The sequence below is a fragment of the Mesorhizobium sp. P2_H9 genome (assembly GCF_056403215.1).
Genome location: NZ_JBFUFX010000005.1, coordinates 190,431 through 205,405 on the forward strand (window position 1 = coordinate 190,431; position 14,975 = coordinate 205,405).

Below are 14,975 nucleotides of genomic sequence, written 5' to 3' on the forward strand. Positions count from 1 at the left end.
AGGGCCGTAGCAACGCTACAATTCAAGATTCCAGTTCTGGCCGACCAGATCCTTGCCGAAGGAATGGTGGCGCTCCTCCTCGACGAGCTTGAAGCCCGCCGCTTCATAAATGCGACGCGCCGAGACGAGGATGTCGTTGGTCCACAGGGTCAGCGTCTGGTAGCCCCTGGCGCGGGCAAAACCAATGCATTCATCGACCAGCCGCTTGCCGATGCCGAGACCGCGCGCCGAAGGCTCGACATAGAGCAGGCGCAGTTTCGCCACCTCGTCGGACTTGCGCACCAGAAAGACCGAGCCGACGACCTCGCCTTCGCGCTCGGCAATCCAGCTGCGCTCCCATTTCGGGTCGAAGGATTTTATGAAGGCGCCGAGGATCTCGGCAACCAGCGCCTCATAGGTTTCGTCCCAGCCATAGTCCTGCGCGTAGAGCATGCCCTGGCGGCGCACGATCCAGCCGATGTCGCCGACCTGCAGGGGCCGCAGAATATAGGGGATTTTAGGCTCGAACCCCTCGCCCAGCAGGCGCTGCACGGTCTGCATGGCCTTGACCAGCCGATCCTGTTCCAGAGCGGGAAGCCGATCGAGCAGGGCCGCGACCTGGTCGTGCGAATCCCGGTTCAGCGGTGCGAAGGCCTGCCGCCCGGCCAGCGTCAGCACGATCGACGAGCGCCGCGCATCCGCTTCGGTCGCGGCGCGCTCGACCAGGCCGCGCTCCTCGAATTTCTTCAGCAAGCGGCTGAGATAACCTGCATCAAGGCCGAGCTCGCGGCCGAGATCGGTGGCGGTCAGGCCATCGCGATGCGCCAGTTCATAGAGCACCCGCGCCTCGGTCAGCGAGAAGGCGCTTTTCAGCAGCCCTTCGTCGAGCAGCCCGATCTGGCGGGTGTAGAAACGGTTGAAGGCGCGCACCGCGTCGATGCGCTCCTTGCCGGCTTGATGATGAATGGTCATGGCAGTCTCCTGCCCGCACAGTTGATCAATTACTTGACAGAGTCAACTAATCGATGAGCTGGCATCACTCACGCCATCGGCAGTGCCGGCCAGCGATCGACGATCCTGCCGCCGGAGAGCATCGCGATCGAGCCGAACTGCTGCAGCACCGCCTCGCTTTGCGTCGGGCGCAGAAAAGCGTAGTCGCCGGGTTTGACCGTCGCGTCGTTCGGCAAGCCCATGAATTGCTGGTTGGAAGACAGGCCGAGCAGACTGTTGGTCGCCATACCCTCCGGAAATACCGGTTCGGCCATCCATTTGCCGCCATAGAGATAGCAGCCCTTGCGCGGAAACCGGCCAAGCGCCTGCAGCAGGCGGGAAACGGCGGGGGGACCCGGCAGCATCGGCTCGACCACTTTCAGGATCGGCGTGGCAATGAAGGCAGTTGGCTGAAACCCATCGAGGCCAGGCGTGTCGAAATCGCTGGGCAGCACGAAGGCCGACCCCATCGACACTTCGTTGGCCGCCCCGCCTTGGTGGAGCAGCGCGGTCTTGCTGCCGCCGATGTTGAGGATGCGGCGCTGGTCCTCGCCGAGGCAAGCGACGAACGCCGTTGCCAGCGCCGACGCCTTCGCCAATGCTTTTGCCGGCCCGCCGAACAGGCCGGGAATGTGCGGCGCATGCGCCTCGTAGGCCATGATGCCTTCGCAACGCAGCCGGGCCGGCAGCAACTTCAAAGCTTTCGACAAGGCCTCCGGGCTGGCAAAGCCGCCGCGATGCAGCCCGACATCGATCTCGAAAGCGATGTGCAGCTCGGTGCCGAGTTCGGCTGCCAGCGCGCCATATTCCGCCAATCGCTCTTGCGTGTCGATCAGCCAACAGACGCGTGACCAGTCGGCGCTGCCTTTCGAAAGCTCAGCACGCGCCGCGTCGACCGGCATTGGCTTGCCGTACAACAGGTCGGCATCGGGGAACGCCTTCAGCACAGCTGCCGTGATCGGCGGATGGAAGGTCATGAAGCGGCTCGTGCCGAGCGCCTTGCCGATATGCGAAAGCAGCGGCAGGCAAGCCAGCGACTTGTCGACCAGCCGCACGGCAAGTCCTGGCGCCAGCCTTTCCCGGACCAGCGCAATGTTGTTGTCCAGCCGGTCGAGGTCGAGCAGCAGGCATGGCTGGAAGATGCCGGCTTCCTTCAGTGCCTCCGACAGCGTGGCGAAATAGGCACTCATAGTTCGATGCCGAACAGGCCGGCCATATAGGGCGAAACAAAACGGTTTTGGGGATCGATGTCGCGGCGCACCGCCATGGCCTCGTCCCAGCGCGGATAGAGTTTTTTCAGCGCCGCCGCTTTCAGGCTGTGCATCTTGCCCCAGTGCGGCCTGCCGCCATATTTCAAGAAGATCGGCTCGGCCGCCCGCATGAAAGGCAGCGGATCGCTCGCCGCGTCATGGTGGATGGCGATCGAACAGGTCGGCCTGTTATAGAATGGCGAGAGCCAGAAATCGTCGGGCGCCACTGTGCGCACCTCCATCGGGAAATACACCTTGGGAAAGCGCTTCTCGGTCAGTTCGATGATCTCGGCCAGCGCCTTCGGGCCTTCCTCGAACGGCACGTGATATTCCATCTCGTTGAATTTCGTCTGCCGGTCGCTGGCATAGACGTTGAGCCAATCCTGCACATAGTCCTCGGCCGGAAGCTTGGCGATGGCGCCCAGGATCAGTTTGCGGCGCAGCGACGGCAGCCAAGCCAGCGCCGTGCGCAAGCGGCGCAGCGTCCTCAAGCCGGCCTCGTCCTCCTCCGGGGGCCGCTGTGTCGGTGCTGCATCGCTGAGATCGCTGGCAATGAACTGGGCATAACCGGAAAACGGAATGTAGTAGAACTCGGCCGAACGATGTGCGGCCATCATCGTCTCGAAATCGCGCAGCATGTCGGCGATCGGCAACACCCATTTGCGGCGGCGCAGCCGGTAGGTCGCAATGTTGTTCAGCGTCACCTCGGTCAGCACCCCGAAGGCGCCGAGCGCGACGCCAATGGCGTGGATCGTCTCCTGATCGCTAGCCCTGGTGAAGTCGCGGACCTTGCCGAGCCCATCGACGATCTGCACCGTCTCCAGTTGCGTGTGATAGGCGCCGAGCGTTGGGCCTGAGCCGTGGGTGGCGGTGCCGAGCGCGCCGCCGATGGCTTGCCGGTCGATGTCGCCCATATTGGGCAGCCCCTGGCCGATGCCTTGCAGGAGGTTCATCAGCGAGCCGAGCCGTGTCCCTGCCCTCACCCGCGCCTGATTTAGCTGGGCGTCGTGCGACACCAGCCCTTCGAGCTTCTCCAGCGACAGGATCGTGCCTTGCGAGGCCACCAGCGGCGTGAACGAGTGGCCGGCGCCGACGACCCGTACCGGGCCGGGTGCGGTGCGCACGAGATTGCCGAGATCACCGGCGTCGGCGGGACTGGCGATCAGTTTTGGTTCAGCGCGGACAAAACCGGACCAGTTGCTCCAGCTGTTCGACATTCCGCCTCCTAGGCGATTGCGCGGCGACGCCGCACCACGAGGACGAACAGGCCAAGCAACACGACGCTCGCGGCGGCGCTGGCGGCGGCGAATTCCGGCACCGGCCGAAAGTCCTTGCCGTCGATCAGCAGCGACGCCGCGATCGGCCCGATTGCCAGACCGAAGAGCTGGGCGGCCGGCACCAACAGCACGGCGGTACGCGTCTCGTCGGCGATGATCGCCAACCGGATCTGATAGGGCACGATGAACAAAAGGATGAAGCCCATGACCAGGGCCGCGGCCCAGAATGTCGTCAGGCCCGGGCCGCTGGCGAGCACCACGGAGCTGGCAAAAGCGATCACGCCGATCGCCACGATGGCAAGGCGGTAGTCGATGCGCGCCTCGAAGGCAGTCGCCGTCATCGCGCCCAGAACCTGCACCGCGAGGCTGGCCGAGACGATCAGGCCAACGGTGCGGCCGTCAATGCCGTATTGCGCGCCAAGCGGTTCCAGAAAGGCCCAGACCGCGCCGAAGAACATGAAGTAGCAGAAGACTGACAACAGCGCCGTGAGCGAAGGGACGGTCAGCACATTGGCCAGATTCTCGTCCTTGGGCAGCTCGGCATAGTCATCAGGCACAATGAAGGCGACCGCCAGCGAGGCGACGCAGACGACGGCAAGGACGATGAAGCCACCGACCGACCCGGCGGCCGGGATGACATAGACCGCCAGCAAGAGAGCAAGCGCGCATTGCGCCAGGGTCTGCATGGTGACGAAATAGCCGCCGATGCGCTCGGCCCGACGCGAACGGGCGATCAGTTCGGTGGCGACCGCCACCAGCCCACCCTCGGCCAGCCCGGCGACGGCGCGCACTGATATCAGCAGACCGGCGCTGACCGCATAGGCCGTCCACAAATTCGCCAGCGCCAGCAGGATCAAAAGCGCTGCACTTTTCCAGCGCATATTGTGCGCCGAGAGCAACATCGCCACCACAGCCGAACCAATGGCGATGGCGATCATCTCGGCCGTGGCGACCAAAGCCAGTTCGTCGCCGCTGACATGTCCCTCGGTGTAGAGCGCGCCGAGCAGAACCGGCTGCAGCCCGAGGATGAGCAGGCCGACCGAACCGATCCACAGCGCCGAGGCAAGCTGGCCGCCGGTCGGGTTGCCGACCAGCCAATCGGCATTGTGCTCTGCCTTTGCTAACGTCACAGGTCCCTCCCCAGCGTCCTTGCCGTGCTTCAAAAAATCTGACAATCTGTCAGCATTTCTCAAAACTGATACTTGATCATATTTTTTGTCAAGCATGAAATTAGGACTGCCGCGGGAGATCTGGCGCATGAAAGAAGCAAGCCGGACGATGACCGAGCCGAGGCGCGTGCCGAAGCAGGAGCGCAGCCGCGACCGCATCGACGCCATCCTGGCAACGACCATGCGGCTGATCGGCGAAAAGGGCATCGATGCCGTCACCATGAAGGAAGTCGGCATGCTGGCGGGCGGGCCGATCGCCACCGTCTATCATTACTTCCCCAACAAGTCGGCGATCCTGGCGATGCTCTATGAGCGGTTCTCCGAGGAAAGCCGCGCACGCTTCGGCGCGATCATCGCCGAGATTGACGGACTGGACGATGTGACAGCAGCAGCGGACCGTCTGCTCGAAGACTACTATCGGCGCGTTGCCGAAGACCCCGCTATCCAGGATCTGCAGAATGCAATCCAGGCCGACAAGGCGCTGCAACATCTCGACATCGCCGAGACCCGGCAGCAGGCGAAGCTGTTCTGCGACAAGGTGAGCCCTCTCCTGCAGCCGGAGAAGCGCGAACAGTTCGCCCGCGTGGTTTTCCTGATCTTTCAGCTTGCCGGCGGCGTCGTGCGTCTGGCACTCACCCAAGACGAAATGGAAGGCCGCCGGACCCTCGACGACTACCGGTCGATCATCCACACCCAGTTGCGGCTGTTTCTCTGATTACGGGTCGAGCTTCGGCGCCAAGATCTCGACCAGCCAGTCGACAAACACCCTGACCCTTGGCGAAAGCTGGCGGCTGCGCGGATAAAGAACCGAGATCGGTGTCGCGGACGGCGGGTAGTCGCCCAGCACCTCGATCAGCCTGCCGGTCGCAAGATCCTCGGCGAAACGAAGCCACGGCGCCTGGTAGAGGCCGAAGCCGAGCCGCACCAAAGTGGCGCTGGTGTCGGAATTGGCCACGGTGACCAGCGACGGCAGGACGATTTCGCGGACCTCGCCATCAACCTTGAATTCCAGCGGCATCACCTGTCCGGTGCGCGACGAGACGAAGCCGATCATCCTATGCCCGGCAAGATCATCGAGAGAGCGCGGCACGCCGTGGCGCTCGAGGTAGGCCGGGCTGGCGACCGTAATCTCGCGCGCGGTGCCCAGCCGGCGCATGATCATGTCGCTGTCGGGAAGCACACCGGCACGGATGACACAGTCGACGCCTTCGCGCACCAGATCGACCAGGCGATCCCCCTCGCCGATATGCACGGTCAGGCCGGGGTGGCGGGCAAGCAAGGCTGGCAGTTCCGGCAGGATGAACGTGCGGGCCATGTGGCCGTTGACGTCAATGCGCAAACGCCCGCTGGCCTCGTTCGCCCCGAAGCCGCCTTCGGCTTCCTCGACATCGGCCAGGATGCCGGCGCAGCGCTGATAATAGGCCTCGCCGTCGGGCGTCGGGGTGACATGGCGGGTGGTGCGCCGCAAGAGCTGCACGCCCAGCCGCTCCTCCAGCTGCTTGATCGCCGAGGTCGCGCTGGAGCGCGGCAATCCGAGATCGGCGGCGGCAGCCGTGAAGCTGCGCCGTTCCACGACGCGGGTGAAGAGGCGCATGCTGTCCAGCTTGTCCATGTCGATTGTTCGCATAATTTGAATAGAGAAGGCAATATCGGTCCGATTATATCGGCAATCAAGAAGAATACATCACTGCCATCGCAACCGATGGAGATTGACCATGACCACACAGAACCGACAGATAGCCCTGATCACTGGCGGGAGCCGTGGATTGGGACGCAACACCGCGCTCCACCTTGCCCGCAAGGGCGTCGATGTGGTGGTCACCTACCGTTCCCGCGCCGATGAGGCGCAGGCGGTGGTGGCAGAGATCGAGGCGGCGGGCGGCCGCGCCGTGGCGCTGGCGCTGGATACAGGCGCTGTCGCAACCTTCCCAGCCTTCGTCGAGGAGCTGAAGCGCACATTGAGTGAGACCTGGCAGCGCGACCAATTCGATTTCCTGGTCAACAATGCCGGCACAGGCCTGCGCAAGACCATCGCCGAGACGGCCGAGGATGAGTTCGACACGCTGGTCAACATCCATCTCAAGGGCGTCTTCTTTCTCACCCAGGCGCTGCTGCCGCTGATCAAGGATGGCGGCCGCATCATCAATATATCGAGCGGGCTGGCACGCTTCTCGGTGCCGGGTTCGTCCGCCTATGCGATGATGAAGGGCGGCATCGAGGTGTTCACACGCTACCTAGCCAAGGAACTCGGTATGCGCCGGATCACCGCCAACACGGTAGCACCCGGCGCGATCGCGACCGACTTCAACGGAGGCCATGTGCGCGACGACGCCGACGTCAATCGCGTCGTGGCCGGGATGACCGCACTCGGCCGTGCCGGAGTGCCCGACGACATCGGGCCAATGATCGCCTCGCTGCTGTCGGAGGACAACCGCTGGGTCAACGCCCAGCGTTTGGAAGTGTCGGGTGGGATGAACATCTAGCCATCGGAACACCTTCAATTATCCCCGCGTGTCCTGCGCCCGCTGTTCCGCCGTTGCTGGCCGGCGCAGTGGGCATATTTCGTGGCAAAGCCAATGGCGAGTGGCGCGTCCCAGCGACAGCCAATCGCGCAAAACAAAATTTCGCTCCTCATCGTGCCGCTACGCGCCTTGACTCCGACTGGCCGCGCGCCTATTTCACCGCCACGTTAGCACTCGCCTTTGGTGAGTGCTAACTCATACGTCCGGCGCCGCCGGATGGAGGAACTGTTCTCACCGTTCTCATTCGAGGAAGAAAAAATGGCAAAGTCGAAGTTCCGCCCGCTTCATGACCGCGTGGTCGTTCGCCGGGTCGAATCCGAATCCAAGACCGCCGGCGGGATCATCATCCCGGATACGGCGAAGGAAAAGCCGCAGGAAGGCGAGATCATCGCCGTTGGTTCCGGCGCCCGCGACGAAGCCGGCAAGCTGGTCCCGCTGGACGTCAAGGCTGGCGACCGCATCCTGTTCGGCAAGTGGTCGGGCACCGAAGTCAAGCTCAATGGCGAAGACCTTCTGATCATGAAGGAATCCGACATCATGGGCATCATCGGCTGATTATCGGCCTCACCGTCAACTGAATTTCGGGCTTGATCCCAAGTCCCTGCCAGGAGCTAAAACATGGCTGCCAAAGACGTAAAATTCTCCCGCGACGCCCGCGAGCGCATGCTGCGCGGCGTCAACATCCTCGCCGACGCAGTGAAGGTCACGCTCGGCCCCAAGGGCCGCAACGTCGTCATCGACAAGTCGTTCGGCGCCCCGCGCATCACCAAGGACGGCGTCACCGTCGCCAAGGAAATCGAGCTTGAAGACAAGTTCGAAAACATGGGCGCGCAGATGGTCCGCGAAGTTGCTTCGAAGACCAACGACATCGCCGGCGACGGCACCACGACCGCGACCGTTCTGGCGCAGTCGATCGTCCAGGAAGGCCACAAGGCGGTTGCCGCCGGCATGAACCCGATGGACCTGAAGCGCGGCATCGACCTCGCCGTTGCCGACGTCGTCGCGACGCTGATCAAGAACGCCAAGAAGATCAAGACCTCGGAAGAGGTCGCCCAGGTCGGCACCATCGCCGGCAATGGCGACTCCTCGGTCGGCTCGATGATCGCGGAAGCGATGCAGAAGGTCGGCAATGAAGGCGTCATCACCGTCGAGGAAGCCAAGACCGCCGAGACCGAACTCGAAGTCGTCGAAGGCATGCAGTTCGACCGCGGCTACCTCAGCCCCTACTTCGTCACCAACGCCGACAAGATGGTTGCGGATCTGGAAGACGCTTACATTCTCCTGCACGAGAAGAAGCTCTCCAACCTGCAGGCCATGCTGCCGATCCTCGAGGCTGTCGTGCAGACCTCGAAGCCGCTGGTCATTATCTCGGAAGACGTCGAAGGCGAGGCTCTGGCCACGCTCGTCGTCAACAAGCTGCGTGGCGGCCTGAAGATCGCCGCCGTCAAGGCGCCGGGCTTCGGTGATCGCCGCAAGGCCATGCTGGAAGACATCGCCATCCTCACCGGTGGCCAGGTCATCTCGGAAGACCTCGGCATCAAGCTTGAGAACGTCGGCCTCAACATGCTCGGTCGTGCCAAGAAGGTGTCGATCTCCAAGGAGAACACCACCATCGTCGACGGCGCCGGCAAGAAGGCCGAGATCCAGGGCCGCGTTGCCCAGATCAAGCAGCAGATCGAGGAGACCACCTCGGACTACGACAAGGAGAAGCTGCAGGAACGTCTGGCGAAGCTCGCCGGCGGCGTTGCCGTGATCCGCGTCGGCGGTGCGACCGAGATCGAAGTCAAGGAAAAGAAGGACCGCGTCGATGACGCCCTCAACGCGACCCGTGCGGCCGTCGAAGAAGGCATCGTTCCCGGCGGCGGCGTCGCCCTGCTGCGCGCTTCGCTGACCATCAAGGCAACCGGCGCCAACTCCGACCAGACCGCAGGCATCAACATCGTGCGTCGCGCTCTGCAGGCTCCGGCCCGCCAGATCGCTGCCAACGCCGGTGCGGAAGCATCGATCGTTGCCGGCAAGATCCTTGAGAACAAGGGCGCGACCTTCGGCTACAACGCCCAGACCGGCGAATATGGTGACATGATCGCCATGGGTATCGTCGATCCGGTCAAGGTCGTTCGCACCGCTCTCCAGGACGCGGCCTCGGTCGCCGGCCTGCTCGTCACCACCGAAGCCATGATCGCCGAAGCTCCGAAGAAGGAAGCGGCTGGCGGCGGCATGCCTGGCGGCATGGGCGGCGGCGGCATGGGCGGCATGGGTGGCATGGACTTCTAATCCACGCTTCCATCAGCCTTCAGATACGGAAAGGGCGCCGAAAGGCGCCCTTTTTGTTTTGAGGTCGAGTTGTTAGGCCTCAGACGGCGACATCGGCGCGTCGCCGCACTTCTCCTGCAGCCAGCACTGCGGTTTCGATCAGGGCAGCGACTTCATCAGCCACGGCCTGCAGCGGGGCGCGGTCGCGGGTGGCGCGGGCGATCACCATCAGCCCTTCCAGCGATGATTCGACGAGCAGGGCCAAAGCGTGCGCGCGGCGCTCGGGCACCCCTGCCCTGACGAAGGCCTGTTGCAGCAGACCTATCCATTGCACGAAGGCCGAGCGGCACAATTCGGCCAGTTCCGGCACATCGGTCGGCGAGTCCAGCACAACGGGAGCGATCGGGCAGCCGAGCGAAAATTGGTTGTCTTCCAGCATGCGCCCGACCGCCTGGTAGATGTGGTGGACGGCGACCGCCGGGTCGGCTTCGGCGGCCAGCGCCTCACCCAGCCTTTGCGTCACCCCGGCGACGCTGTCGCGCGTCACCTCGATGACCAACTGGTCCTTGCCGCCGGGAAAATGGAAGTAGAGCGAGCCTCGCGGCGCCCCGCTGGCGCTCAGAATGTCGTTGAGCGAGGTGCCGTGATAGCCGCGCTGCCTGAGCAGCAGCGCCGTCGTCTCGAGTATGCGGGTGCGGGTGTCGTTCGCCATGTCAACCTCTGTCAGCAGTCAGCATTATAGGCCTTGCGGAGAATATGACAATCGGTCTACATAATATGTAGACCAGTCTACATATATTTGAGGAGATCGACATGCAAAGCTACCGTCTTGAAGGGTCCGGCGGGACCGAATGCCTGGTGATGCACGACGAGGTGCAGCCGGAGCCAAAACCGCATGAGATCGTGGTGCGTGTTCACGCCACCTCGCTCAACCGCCGCGACACGATGATCCTCAAAGGCACCTATCCTTTGCCGCCGCGCCAGGGTGTCAGACCGCTGAGCGACGGCGCCGGCGAAGTTGTCGCCATTGGCGATGCCGTGACCCGCTTTGCCGTCGGCGACCGCGTCACCGGCAGCTATTTTGCCCGCTGGATCGATGGCCGCATCAATGCCGGGCTGATCGACCAGCTCGGCTGCACATTGGACGGCATGCTGGCCGAATACGCCGTACTCGACGAACAATGGGCCGCGCGGCTGCCCGACCATCTCGACTGGCATGAGGCGGCAACGCTGACCTGCGCCGGGCTGACCGCCTGGAATGCGGTGACCGGCGCGGGAATTCCGAAGCCTGGCCAATGGGTTCTGGTCATCGGTTCGGGTGGCGTCTCGCTGTTCGCGCTGCAGTTTGCCAAGCTGCTCGGCTGCCGCGTCGTCGCCGTCACCTCGCGCGCCGAGAAGGCGAACAGGCTGCGGGCGCTGGGCGCCGACCTTGTCGTCTCCAGCACGGACACGCCGGAATGGGGGGCGGCTGTCCGCGAACACACCGGCGGCATCGACCTCGTCGTCGAGACCGGCGGCCCGGCGACTTTCGCGCAGTCGCTGATCGCCAGCACACTTTACGGGCACATCGTGCTGCTCACGCTGCAGGATGCCAAAGGCGGCTCGATCCAGCTGCCGGCAGCGCTCTACCAGCGCAGCCTCGCCACCATCAGCCGCCTCTTCGTCGGCAGCCGAACCAACCTCGAAGCCATGCTGCGCGCCGTCTCGATGCATCGCCTGAAGCCCGTCATCGACAAGGTCTTCCCCTTCACCGAGGCCGGCGATGCCTACCGCTATTTCCAGCAGGGCGACGTCTTCGGGAAAGTGGTCATCACCGGCGCCTGATTTTTTGACCCAGAAACAACGGAGAGCAGACATGACAATTCGTGAAGCCTCGGCCGAGTGGCAAGGCACGCTGAAAGAGGGTTCGGGCCGCTTGCGGCTCGGCAGCGGCGTGTTCGAAGGCGCCTACTCCTTCCCGTCGCGGTTCGAGAACGGTCCGGGCACAAATCCGGAGGAACTGATCGCGGCAGCGCACGCCGGCTGCTTTTCGATGGCGCTGAGCGCCATACTCGGCAGGGATGGATATGTGCCCGCGCGCATTCGCACCGTCGCCAAGGTGCATCTCGGCTCGACCACGGCCGGGCCGACGATCACCCGCATAGAGCTCAAGACACAAGCCGAGATTCCGGGCCTTGGGCCTGAAGAATTCGAGCGCCTTGCCCAGACGGCGAAGACGACCTGCCTCGTCTCGCGGGCCTTGGCCGGCGTGGCAAGCATCGCGCTCAGGGCGGAGCTTGTCGCACCCGTCGGAGCGGAAACATGAGATCAGGAGATTTGAGATTAAACAGGAGAGCATCGTGGACATCCATCCGGACGACCAATCCCGTGAGACGGCCGAGATCATGCGGCGTTTCAACGACGTGTTCCAGCGGCACGATCCGTCGGCACTCGCCGAACTGGTGGCCGAGGACTGCGTCATCGAAAACACCGTGCCGGCGCCGGACGGCGCCCGCCATGCCGGCCGCGAGGCCTGCGTTGGGCTGTGGTCAGCGGTCGCCACCCAGGCCGGAACGCGCTTCGACCTCGAGGAGACCTTCGTCGCCGGCGAACGGGCGACGATCCGCTGGCGCTATTTTCGGGCCGACGGCAACTCCATCCGCGGCGTCAATTTGATGCGCGTCGCGGATGGGCGCATCGTCGAGGCGATGGGGTATGTCAAGGGATAGCGCCTAGAGCCTGTTCCATCCCGATAGAATCGGGATGGGGCTCTATCTTCTTGTTTGAGCATGATCTTTTCCGAAAACCGGATTCCACTTTTCGGGGTCATGCTCTTGAAACGCTACCGGTCCGCCAGCGCCAGTTTGGCACCGAGCATGACGAAGGCGCCGGCGAAGGTGCGGCGCATCCAGGTCAGCACCATCGGCCGCGACACGACATGGCTGCGAATCGAGGCTGCGAAGATGCCGTAGCCGACAAAGACGACGAAGGTCAGGAGCATAAAGACGCTCGAGAGCTCCAACATCTTCGACAGCGCGTGCGGTTCGGTGGTGCTGACGAACTGCGGCAGGAAGGCAAAAAAGAAGATCGACAGTTTTGGGTTGAGGATGTTGATCAGGATGCCGGAGGTGATCACCTTGCCGGCCGAGCGCGGCGCGACATTTTCCTCGACGCTCAGGCCACCCTTCTCCTTCAGCGTGTTCCAGGCCATGTAGAGCAGATAGGCAACGCCGAGATATTTCAGCGTTTCGAAGGCGACAGCACTTGTGTGCAGCAGTGCCGCCAGGCCAGTGATGGCGGCGGCCATATGCGGGATAATGCCGAGCGTGCAGCCGAAAGGGGCAATCATCGAGGCCCGCGCCCCGCGCGAAAGGCCGGCGCTCAGCGTGTAGAGAACACCGGTGCCGGGCGAAGCCACGACGATCAGCGACGTCAACAGAAATTCGATGCTCACGGATGGTTCCTCCGACGCGCCCTGCCCGGCGGGAAGGTATCGGGCCGGACGGTGGCGCACAAGACGGAGGCGAAAGGCCGCTAGACTGGCAGCCCGTGCGCCTTGCGCGCCATCAGGCAATCGTCGTCGCCGGGCATGCAGGCGCGGCAGACATCGGGGCGGATCTCGTAGATGCCGCAAGCGGTTCGTTTGCCAACCTCGCCGGTGAGTGCCGAGCAACGCACGCCGTCGCAGCGCATGCCGGATTCGTTGGCGGATACATATTTTGCCGGGATACGGTCGAGCTGCGCGTCATCCTCTGTGGAGAAGCGCGGCCATTCGGCCGAATAGGAACAGCAGGCGCCGCAGCTCTGGCAGTCAAAGATTGCGACGGGGTTGGCATCCTCCCGCGGCGATAAAAAATCGGCGGCGGCGGCCGGGCCAAGCAGCCCGGCGGCGATGGGATTGCGGTCCGCGTCCTTCGGCAACGAGGCTATTTCTTCTTGCCGGCCTTGCCCTTCGACGGCGCCGCCGGCGAAAGAAACAGATCGGTCGAGGTCTCGGCGGATCCATCCACCGGCTTCACCGCCGCCGGCTTTTTGTCATTGGCGGCCGGCTTGGCCAACTTCACGGCAGCAGGCGCCGTCGGCTGGTCCTTGGCGGAAAACTTGATGGCCATGTCAATCCTCGTCAGAAAAACGCGATGATGGCGCATTCGGGTTGCGCAAGCGGCCGATCAGCGCCGAGACCGCCGTGATGTTCATTTCCTCGGGCGACCAGTTCCTGGCCTCCGCAATGTGATGCGGCGCCAGTTCGCGGTGCGTGCTGCCGCTGTAGGCGGCGTCCTGATGGGTGACGCGCTCATGGGTCTTTTTGTCCTCGCGGACATATTCGATCAGGTAGTTCGGCGCTTCGGCGCGGCCGCGCACGCCGACGCGCACCTGGGCATCGCCATGGGCGCGTTTGCAGCGCTCGAGCTTTTCCAGCACCCGGCGGACATATTCGACCGGCTTGTCCATGCCTGGGACCATGGACGCAATGGTCGCATCGGCATCGATCGGCGTTGGCGGCACGCGTTTGGTTGCCATCAGCGTTTGCCCGCCCGTTTCGGCAGGGCCGCGACCTCGGCAGCCGCGGCCAAGTCGTCGGCCTCCTTTTCCAGGCGCAGTTCACGCAGCCGTGCGGTCTTGGCTTCCCGTGCCTGGCTGGCGGCGTCCTGTTCGGAGGTGATGCGGTTGAGCGACATCGACTGGGTCTGGGCCTTGCTGAAGATGGATTCAGCCTGGTCGCGGGATCTCTTTGAAGTGGCGGTCAAGGTCTTTCTCCCGTTCGGAGCATGCTGCCGAAAAGCGGCGAGATCGGTCTTTCGGCCAGGACCACGCACAAAGCAAGACGGCAGTCGGATTCAGATAGCTGAAGCGTCCTTAGCACGTTCGGATGACCGCGCGGCGCTCTTTTGAACTTTTGCAGCGTCGAAAATGAAAAAGGCCAGGCATTGCCTGACCTTCCATCACAGCACCACGCCTTCCCTGGGGAGACGCAGGCCTCAGAATTCGCCATTCACCGGTGCCAGTACATCCGTGGTCACCGGGAAAGCTGAATTCCGTTTTAGGCCGCCTTCAACTGATCGGCGGACATCTTGCCCGACTTGTTGTCGCGGACCATCTCGTAGCCGAGCTTCTGGCCTTCGACGATGTCGCGCATTCCGGCGCGCTCTACGGCCGAGATGTGAACGAAAACGTCGGCTGAACCGTCGTCAGGCTGAATAAAACCAAAACCTTTGGTGGCGTTGAACCATTTAACTGTGCCGGTGCTCATGACGAACCCTTTCCATGGCAAATATTCGTTAATCGCGGTGCGAATGCACAACGATTTTTGTCTCGATTTTTGATGGGGAAGTTCGTCAAAGGCGCGCATGTGTGCGCGGATAACAAAAGTCGGTCAAACAAATATCGACGAATTTCTTCTACGCTTCTTTTGAAGCCGTGTCAATTTTTGGTTTAGGCAACGGCAAGATTCGACGCAAAGTTGTCCGGAGCCGGGATCTCAAAAGGACCTGAGGCAGCGCGGTGCGCGGGCGGCAGGCCCTCCCCAAAAAAATTCTACACACGAGGGAACCAACC

General features: G+C 63.2%; 19 protein-coding genes. 7 read left to right on the forward strand and 12 right to left on the reverse strand.

Annotated elements, in window-relative coordinates; genetic code table 11:
* Positions 1-15: 15 nt before the first annotated feature.
* From AC1DXN_RS11095 to AC1DXN_RS11110, 4 genes are all read right to left on the reverse strand, one after another.
* A complete protein-coding gene (locus AC1DXN_RS11095) occupies positions 16-951 on the reverse strand; it encodes a bifunctional helix-turn-helix transcriptional regulator/GNAT family N-acetyltransferase (protein ID WP_477273653.1) in 936 nt (311 codons plus the stop codon).
* 68 nt (positions 952-1,019) lie between these two features.
* On the reverse strand, positions 1,020-2,159 hold the full coding sequence (locus tag AC1DXN_RS11100; RefSeq protein WP_477273655.1) for an alanine racemase: 1,140 nt from the start codon (positions 2,157-2,159) through the stop codon (positions 1,020-1,022).
* Positions 2,156-3,436, reverse strand: coding sequence for a D-arabinono-1,4-lactone oxidase (locus AC1DXN_RS11105; RefSeq protein ID WP_477273657.1), 1,281 nt, complete (start codon positions 3,434-3,436; stop codon positions 2,156-2,158). The genes AC1DXN_RS11100 and AC1DXN_RS11105 overlap by 4 nt, the downstream gene beginning before the upstream one ends.
* 8 nt (positions 3,437-3,444) lie before the next feature.
* On the reverse strand, positions 3,445-4,626 hold the full coding sequence (locus AC1DXN_RS11110; RefSeq protein WP_477273659.1) for an MFS transporter: 1,182 nt from the start codon (positions 4,624-4,626) through the stop codon (positions 3,445-3,447).
* Between the two features lie 127 nt (positions 4,627-4,753).
* Here AC1DXN_RS11110 and AC1DXN_RS11115 point away from each other — a divergent pair, with 127 nt between their 5' ends.
* Positions 4,754-5,380 carry a TetR/AcrR family transcriptional regulator gene (locus AC1DXN_RS11115; RefSeq protein ID WP_477273661.1) on the forward strand — a complete coding sequence of 209 codons (627 nt, stop codon included), beginning with the start codon at positions 4,754-4,756 and terminating at the stop codon, positions 5,378-5,380.
* On the opposite strand, the gene AC1DXN_RS11120 is transcribed toward AC1DXN_RS11115, so the two are convergent.
* Positions 5,381-6,277 (reverse strand): LysR family transcriptional regulator, encoded by an 897-nt coding sequence (locus AC1DXN_RS11120; RefSeq protein WP_477273663.1) that lies wholly within the window; start codon positions 6,275-6,277, stop codon positions 5,381-5,383.
* A gap of 103 nt (positions 6,278-6,380) precedes the next feature.
* Between AC1DXN_RS11120 and AC1DXN_RS11125 the strand changes: the two genes are divergently transcribed.
* The 3 genes from AC1DXN_RS11125 to groL all read left to right on the forward strand — a co-directional run bounded on the left by AC1DXN_RS11125 (position 6,381) and on the right by groL (position 9,461).
* Positions 6,381-7,148: an SDR family NAD(P)-dependent oxidoreductase gene (locus AC1DXN_RS11125; RefSeq protein WP_477273665.1), complete on the forward strand. Its 768-nt coding sequence runs from the start codon at positions 6,381-6,383 to the stop codon at positions 7,146-7,148.
* Between the two features lie 297 nt (positions 7,149-7,445).
* Entirely contained in the window at positions 7,446-7,742 is a 297-nt protein-coding gene (gene groES / locus AC1DXN_RS11130; RefSeq protein ID WP_006203049.1) for a co-chaperone GroES, read from the forward strand.
* A 63-nt stretch (positions 7,743-7,805) separates the two neighbouring features.
* The gene (gene groL, locus AC1DXN_RS11135) at positions 7,806-9,461 is read left to right on the forward strand and encodes a chaperonin GroEL (protein WP_477273667.1); all 1,656 of its coding nucleotides are present in this window, start codon (positions 7,806-7,808) and stop codon (positions 9,459-9,461) included.
* Between the two features lie 79 nt (positions 9,462-9,540).
* On the opposite strand, the gene AC1DXN_RS11140 is transcribed toward groL, so the two are convergent.
* Positions 9,541-10,152: a TetR/AcrR family transcriptional regulator gene (locus tag AC1DXN_RS11140; protein ID WP_477273669.1), complete on the reverse strand. Its 612-nt coding sequence runs from the start codon at positions 10,150-10,152 to the stop codon at positions 9,541-9,543.
* Between the two features lie 101 nt (positions 10,153-10,253).
* On the opposite strand from AC1DXN_RS11140, the gene AC1DXN_RS11145 reads away from it, so the two are divergent.
* The 3 genes from AC1DXN_RS11145 to AC1DXN_RS11155 are packed head-to-tail and all read left to right on the forward strand — an operon-like array spanning position 10,254 to position 12,148.
* Entirely contained in the window at positions 10,254-11,264 is a 1,011-nt protein-coding gene (locus tag AC1DXN_RS11145; RefSeq protein WP_477273671.1) for a zinc-dependent alcohol dehydrogenase family protein, read from the forward strand.
* A 31-nt stretch (positions 11,265-11,295) separates the two neighbouring features.
* Positions 11,296-11,745, forward strand: a complete 450-nt coding sequence (locus AC1DXN_RS11150) for an OsmC family protein (protein WP_477273673.1) — start codon at positions 11,296-11,298, stop codon at positions 11,743-11,745.
* A 16-nt stretch (positions 11,746-11,761) separates the two neighbouring features.
* Positions 11,762-12,148 carry a nuclear transport factor 2 family protein gene (locus AC1DXN_RS11155; protein ID WP_477274011.1) on the forward strand — a complete coding sequence of 129 codons (387 nt, stop codon included), beginning with the start codon at positions 11,762-11,764 and terminating at the stop codon, positions 12,146-12,148.
* A 113-nt stretch (positions 12,149-12,261) separates the two neighbouring features.
* Here the strand turns inward: AC1DXN_RS11155 and AC1DXN_RS11160 are convergent, their stop codons facing one another.
* From AC1DXN_RS11160 to AC1DXN_RS11185, 6 genes are all read right to left on the reverse strand, one after another.
* Positions 12,262-12,873 carry a LysE family translocator gene (locus AC1DXN_RS11160; protein WP_477273675.1) on the reverse strand — a complete coding sequence of 204 codons (612 nt, stop codon included), beginning with the start codon at positions 12,871-12,873 and terminating at the stop codon, positions 12,262-12,264.
* An 80-nt stretch (positions 12,874-12,953) separates the two neighbouring features.
* Complete coding sequence (locus AC1DXN_RS11165; protein ID WP_477273677.1) at positions 12,954-13,340, reverse strand: YkgJ family cysteine cluster protein; 387 nt, start codon at positions 13,338-13,340, stop codon at positions 12,954-12,956.
* Between the two features lie 5 nt (positions 13,341-13,345).
* The gene (locus tag AC1DXN_RS11170) at positions 13,346-13,531 is read right to left on the reverse strand and encodes a hypothetical protein (RefSeq protein WP_477273679.1); all 186 of its coding nucleotides are present in this window, start codon (positions 13,529-13,531) and stop codon (positions 13,346-13,348) included.
* Between the two features lies 1 nt (position 13,532).
* Entirely contained in the window at positions 13,533-13,940 is a 408-nt protein-coding gene (locus AC1DXN_RS11175; RefSeq protein WP_477273681.1) for a hypothetical protein, read from the reverse strand.
* Complete coding sequence (locus tag AC1DXN_RS11180; RefSeq protein ID WP_477273683.1) at positions 13,940-14,167, reverse strand: hypothetical protein; 228 nt, start codon at positions 14,165-14,167, stop codon at positions 13,940-13,942. Before AC1DXN_RS11180 ends, AC1DXN_RS11175 begins: the two co-directional genes overlap by 1 nt.
* Before the next feature lie 293 nt (positions 14,168-14,460).
* The gene (locus AC1DXN_RS11185; RefSeq protein ID WP_010915421.1) at positions 14,461-14,670 is read right to left on the reverse strand and encodes a cold-shock protein; all 210 of its coding nucleotides are present in this window, start codon (positions 14,668-14,670) and stop codon (positions 14,461-14,463) included.
* Positions 14,671-14,975: the final 305 nt, after the last annotated feature.

Excerpts from the sequence above, each read along its gene's own strand:
- AC1DXN_RS11095 (WP_477273653.1), bottom strand. The coding sequence starts at position 951 with ATGACCATTCATCATCAAGCCGGCAAGGAGCGCATCGACGCGGTGCGC.
- AC1DXN_RS11100 (WP_477273655.1), bottom strand. The coding sequence starts at position 2,159 with ATGAGTGCCTATTTCGCCACGCTGTCGGAGGCACTGAAGGAAGCCGGC.
- AC1DXN_RS11105 (WP_477273657.1), bottom strand. The coding sequence starts at position 3,436 with ATGTCGAACAGCTGGAGCAACTGGTCCGGTTTTGTCCGCGCTGAACCA.
- AC1DXN_RS11115 (WP_477273661.1), top strand. The coding sequence starts at position 4,754 with ATGAAAGAAGCAAGCCGGACGATGACCGAGCCGAGGCGCGTGCCGAAG.
- AC1DXN_RS11120 (WP_477273663.1), bottom strand. The coding sequence starts at position 6,277 with ATGGACAAGCTGGACAGCATGCGCCTCTTCACCCGCGTCGTGGAACGG.
- AC1DXN_RS11125 (WP_477273665.1), top strand. The coding sequence starts at position 6,381 with ATGACCACACAGAACCGACAGATAGCCCTGATCACTGGCGGGAGCCGT.
- groES (WP_006203049.1), top strand. The coding sequence starts at position 7,446 with ATGGCAAAGTCGAAGTTCCGCCCGCTTCATGACCGCGTGGTCGTTCGC.
- groL (WP_477273667.1), top strand. The coding sequence starts at position 7,806 with ATGGCTGCCAAAGACGTAAAATTCTCCCGCGACGCCCGCGAGCGCATG.
- AC1DXN_RS11140 (WP_477273669.1), bottom strand. The coding sequence starts at position 10,152 with ATGGCGAACGACACCCGCACCCGCATACTCGAGACGACGGCGCTGCTG.
- AC1DXN_RS11145 (WP_477273671.1), top strand. The coding sequence starts at position 10,254 with ATGCAAAGCTACCGTCTTGAAGGGTCCGGCGGGACCGAATGCCTGGTG.
- AC1DXN_RS11150 (WP_477273673.1), top strand. The coding sequence starts at position 11,296 with ATGACAATTCGTGAAGCCTCGGCCGAGTGGCAAGGCACGCTGAAAGAG.
- AC1DXN_RS11170 (WP_477273679.1), bottom strand. The coding sequence starts at position 13,531 with ATGGCCATCAAGTTTTCCGCCAAGGACCAGCCGACGGCGCCTGCTGCC.
- AC1DXN_RS11175 (WP_477273681.1), bottom strand. The coding sequence starts at position 13,940 with ATGGCAACCAAACGCGTGCCGCCAACGCCGATCGATGCCGATGCGACC.
- AC1DXN_RS11185 (WP_010915421.1), bottom strand. The coding sequence starts at position 14,670 with ATGAGCACCGGCACAGTTAAATGGTTCAACGCCACCAAAGGTTTTGGT.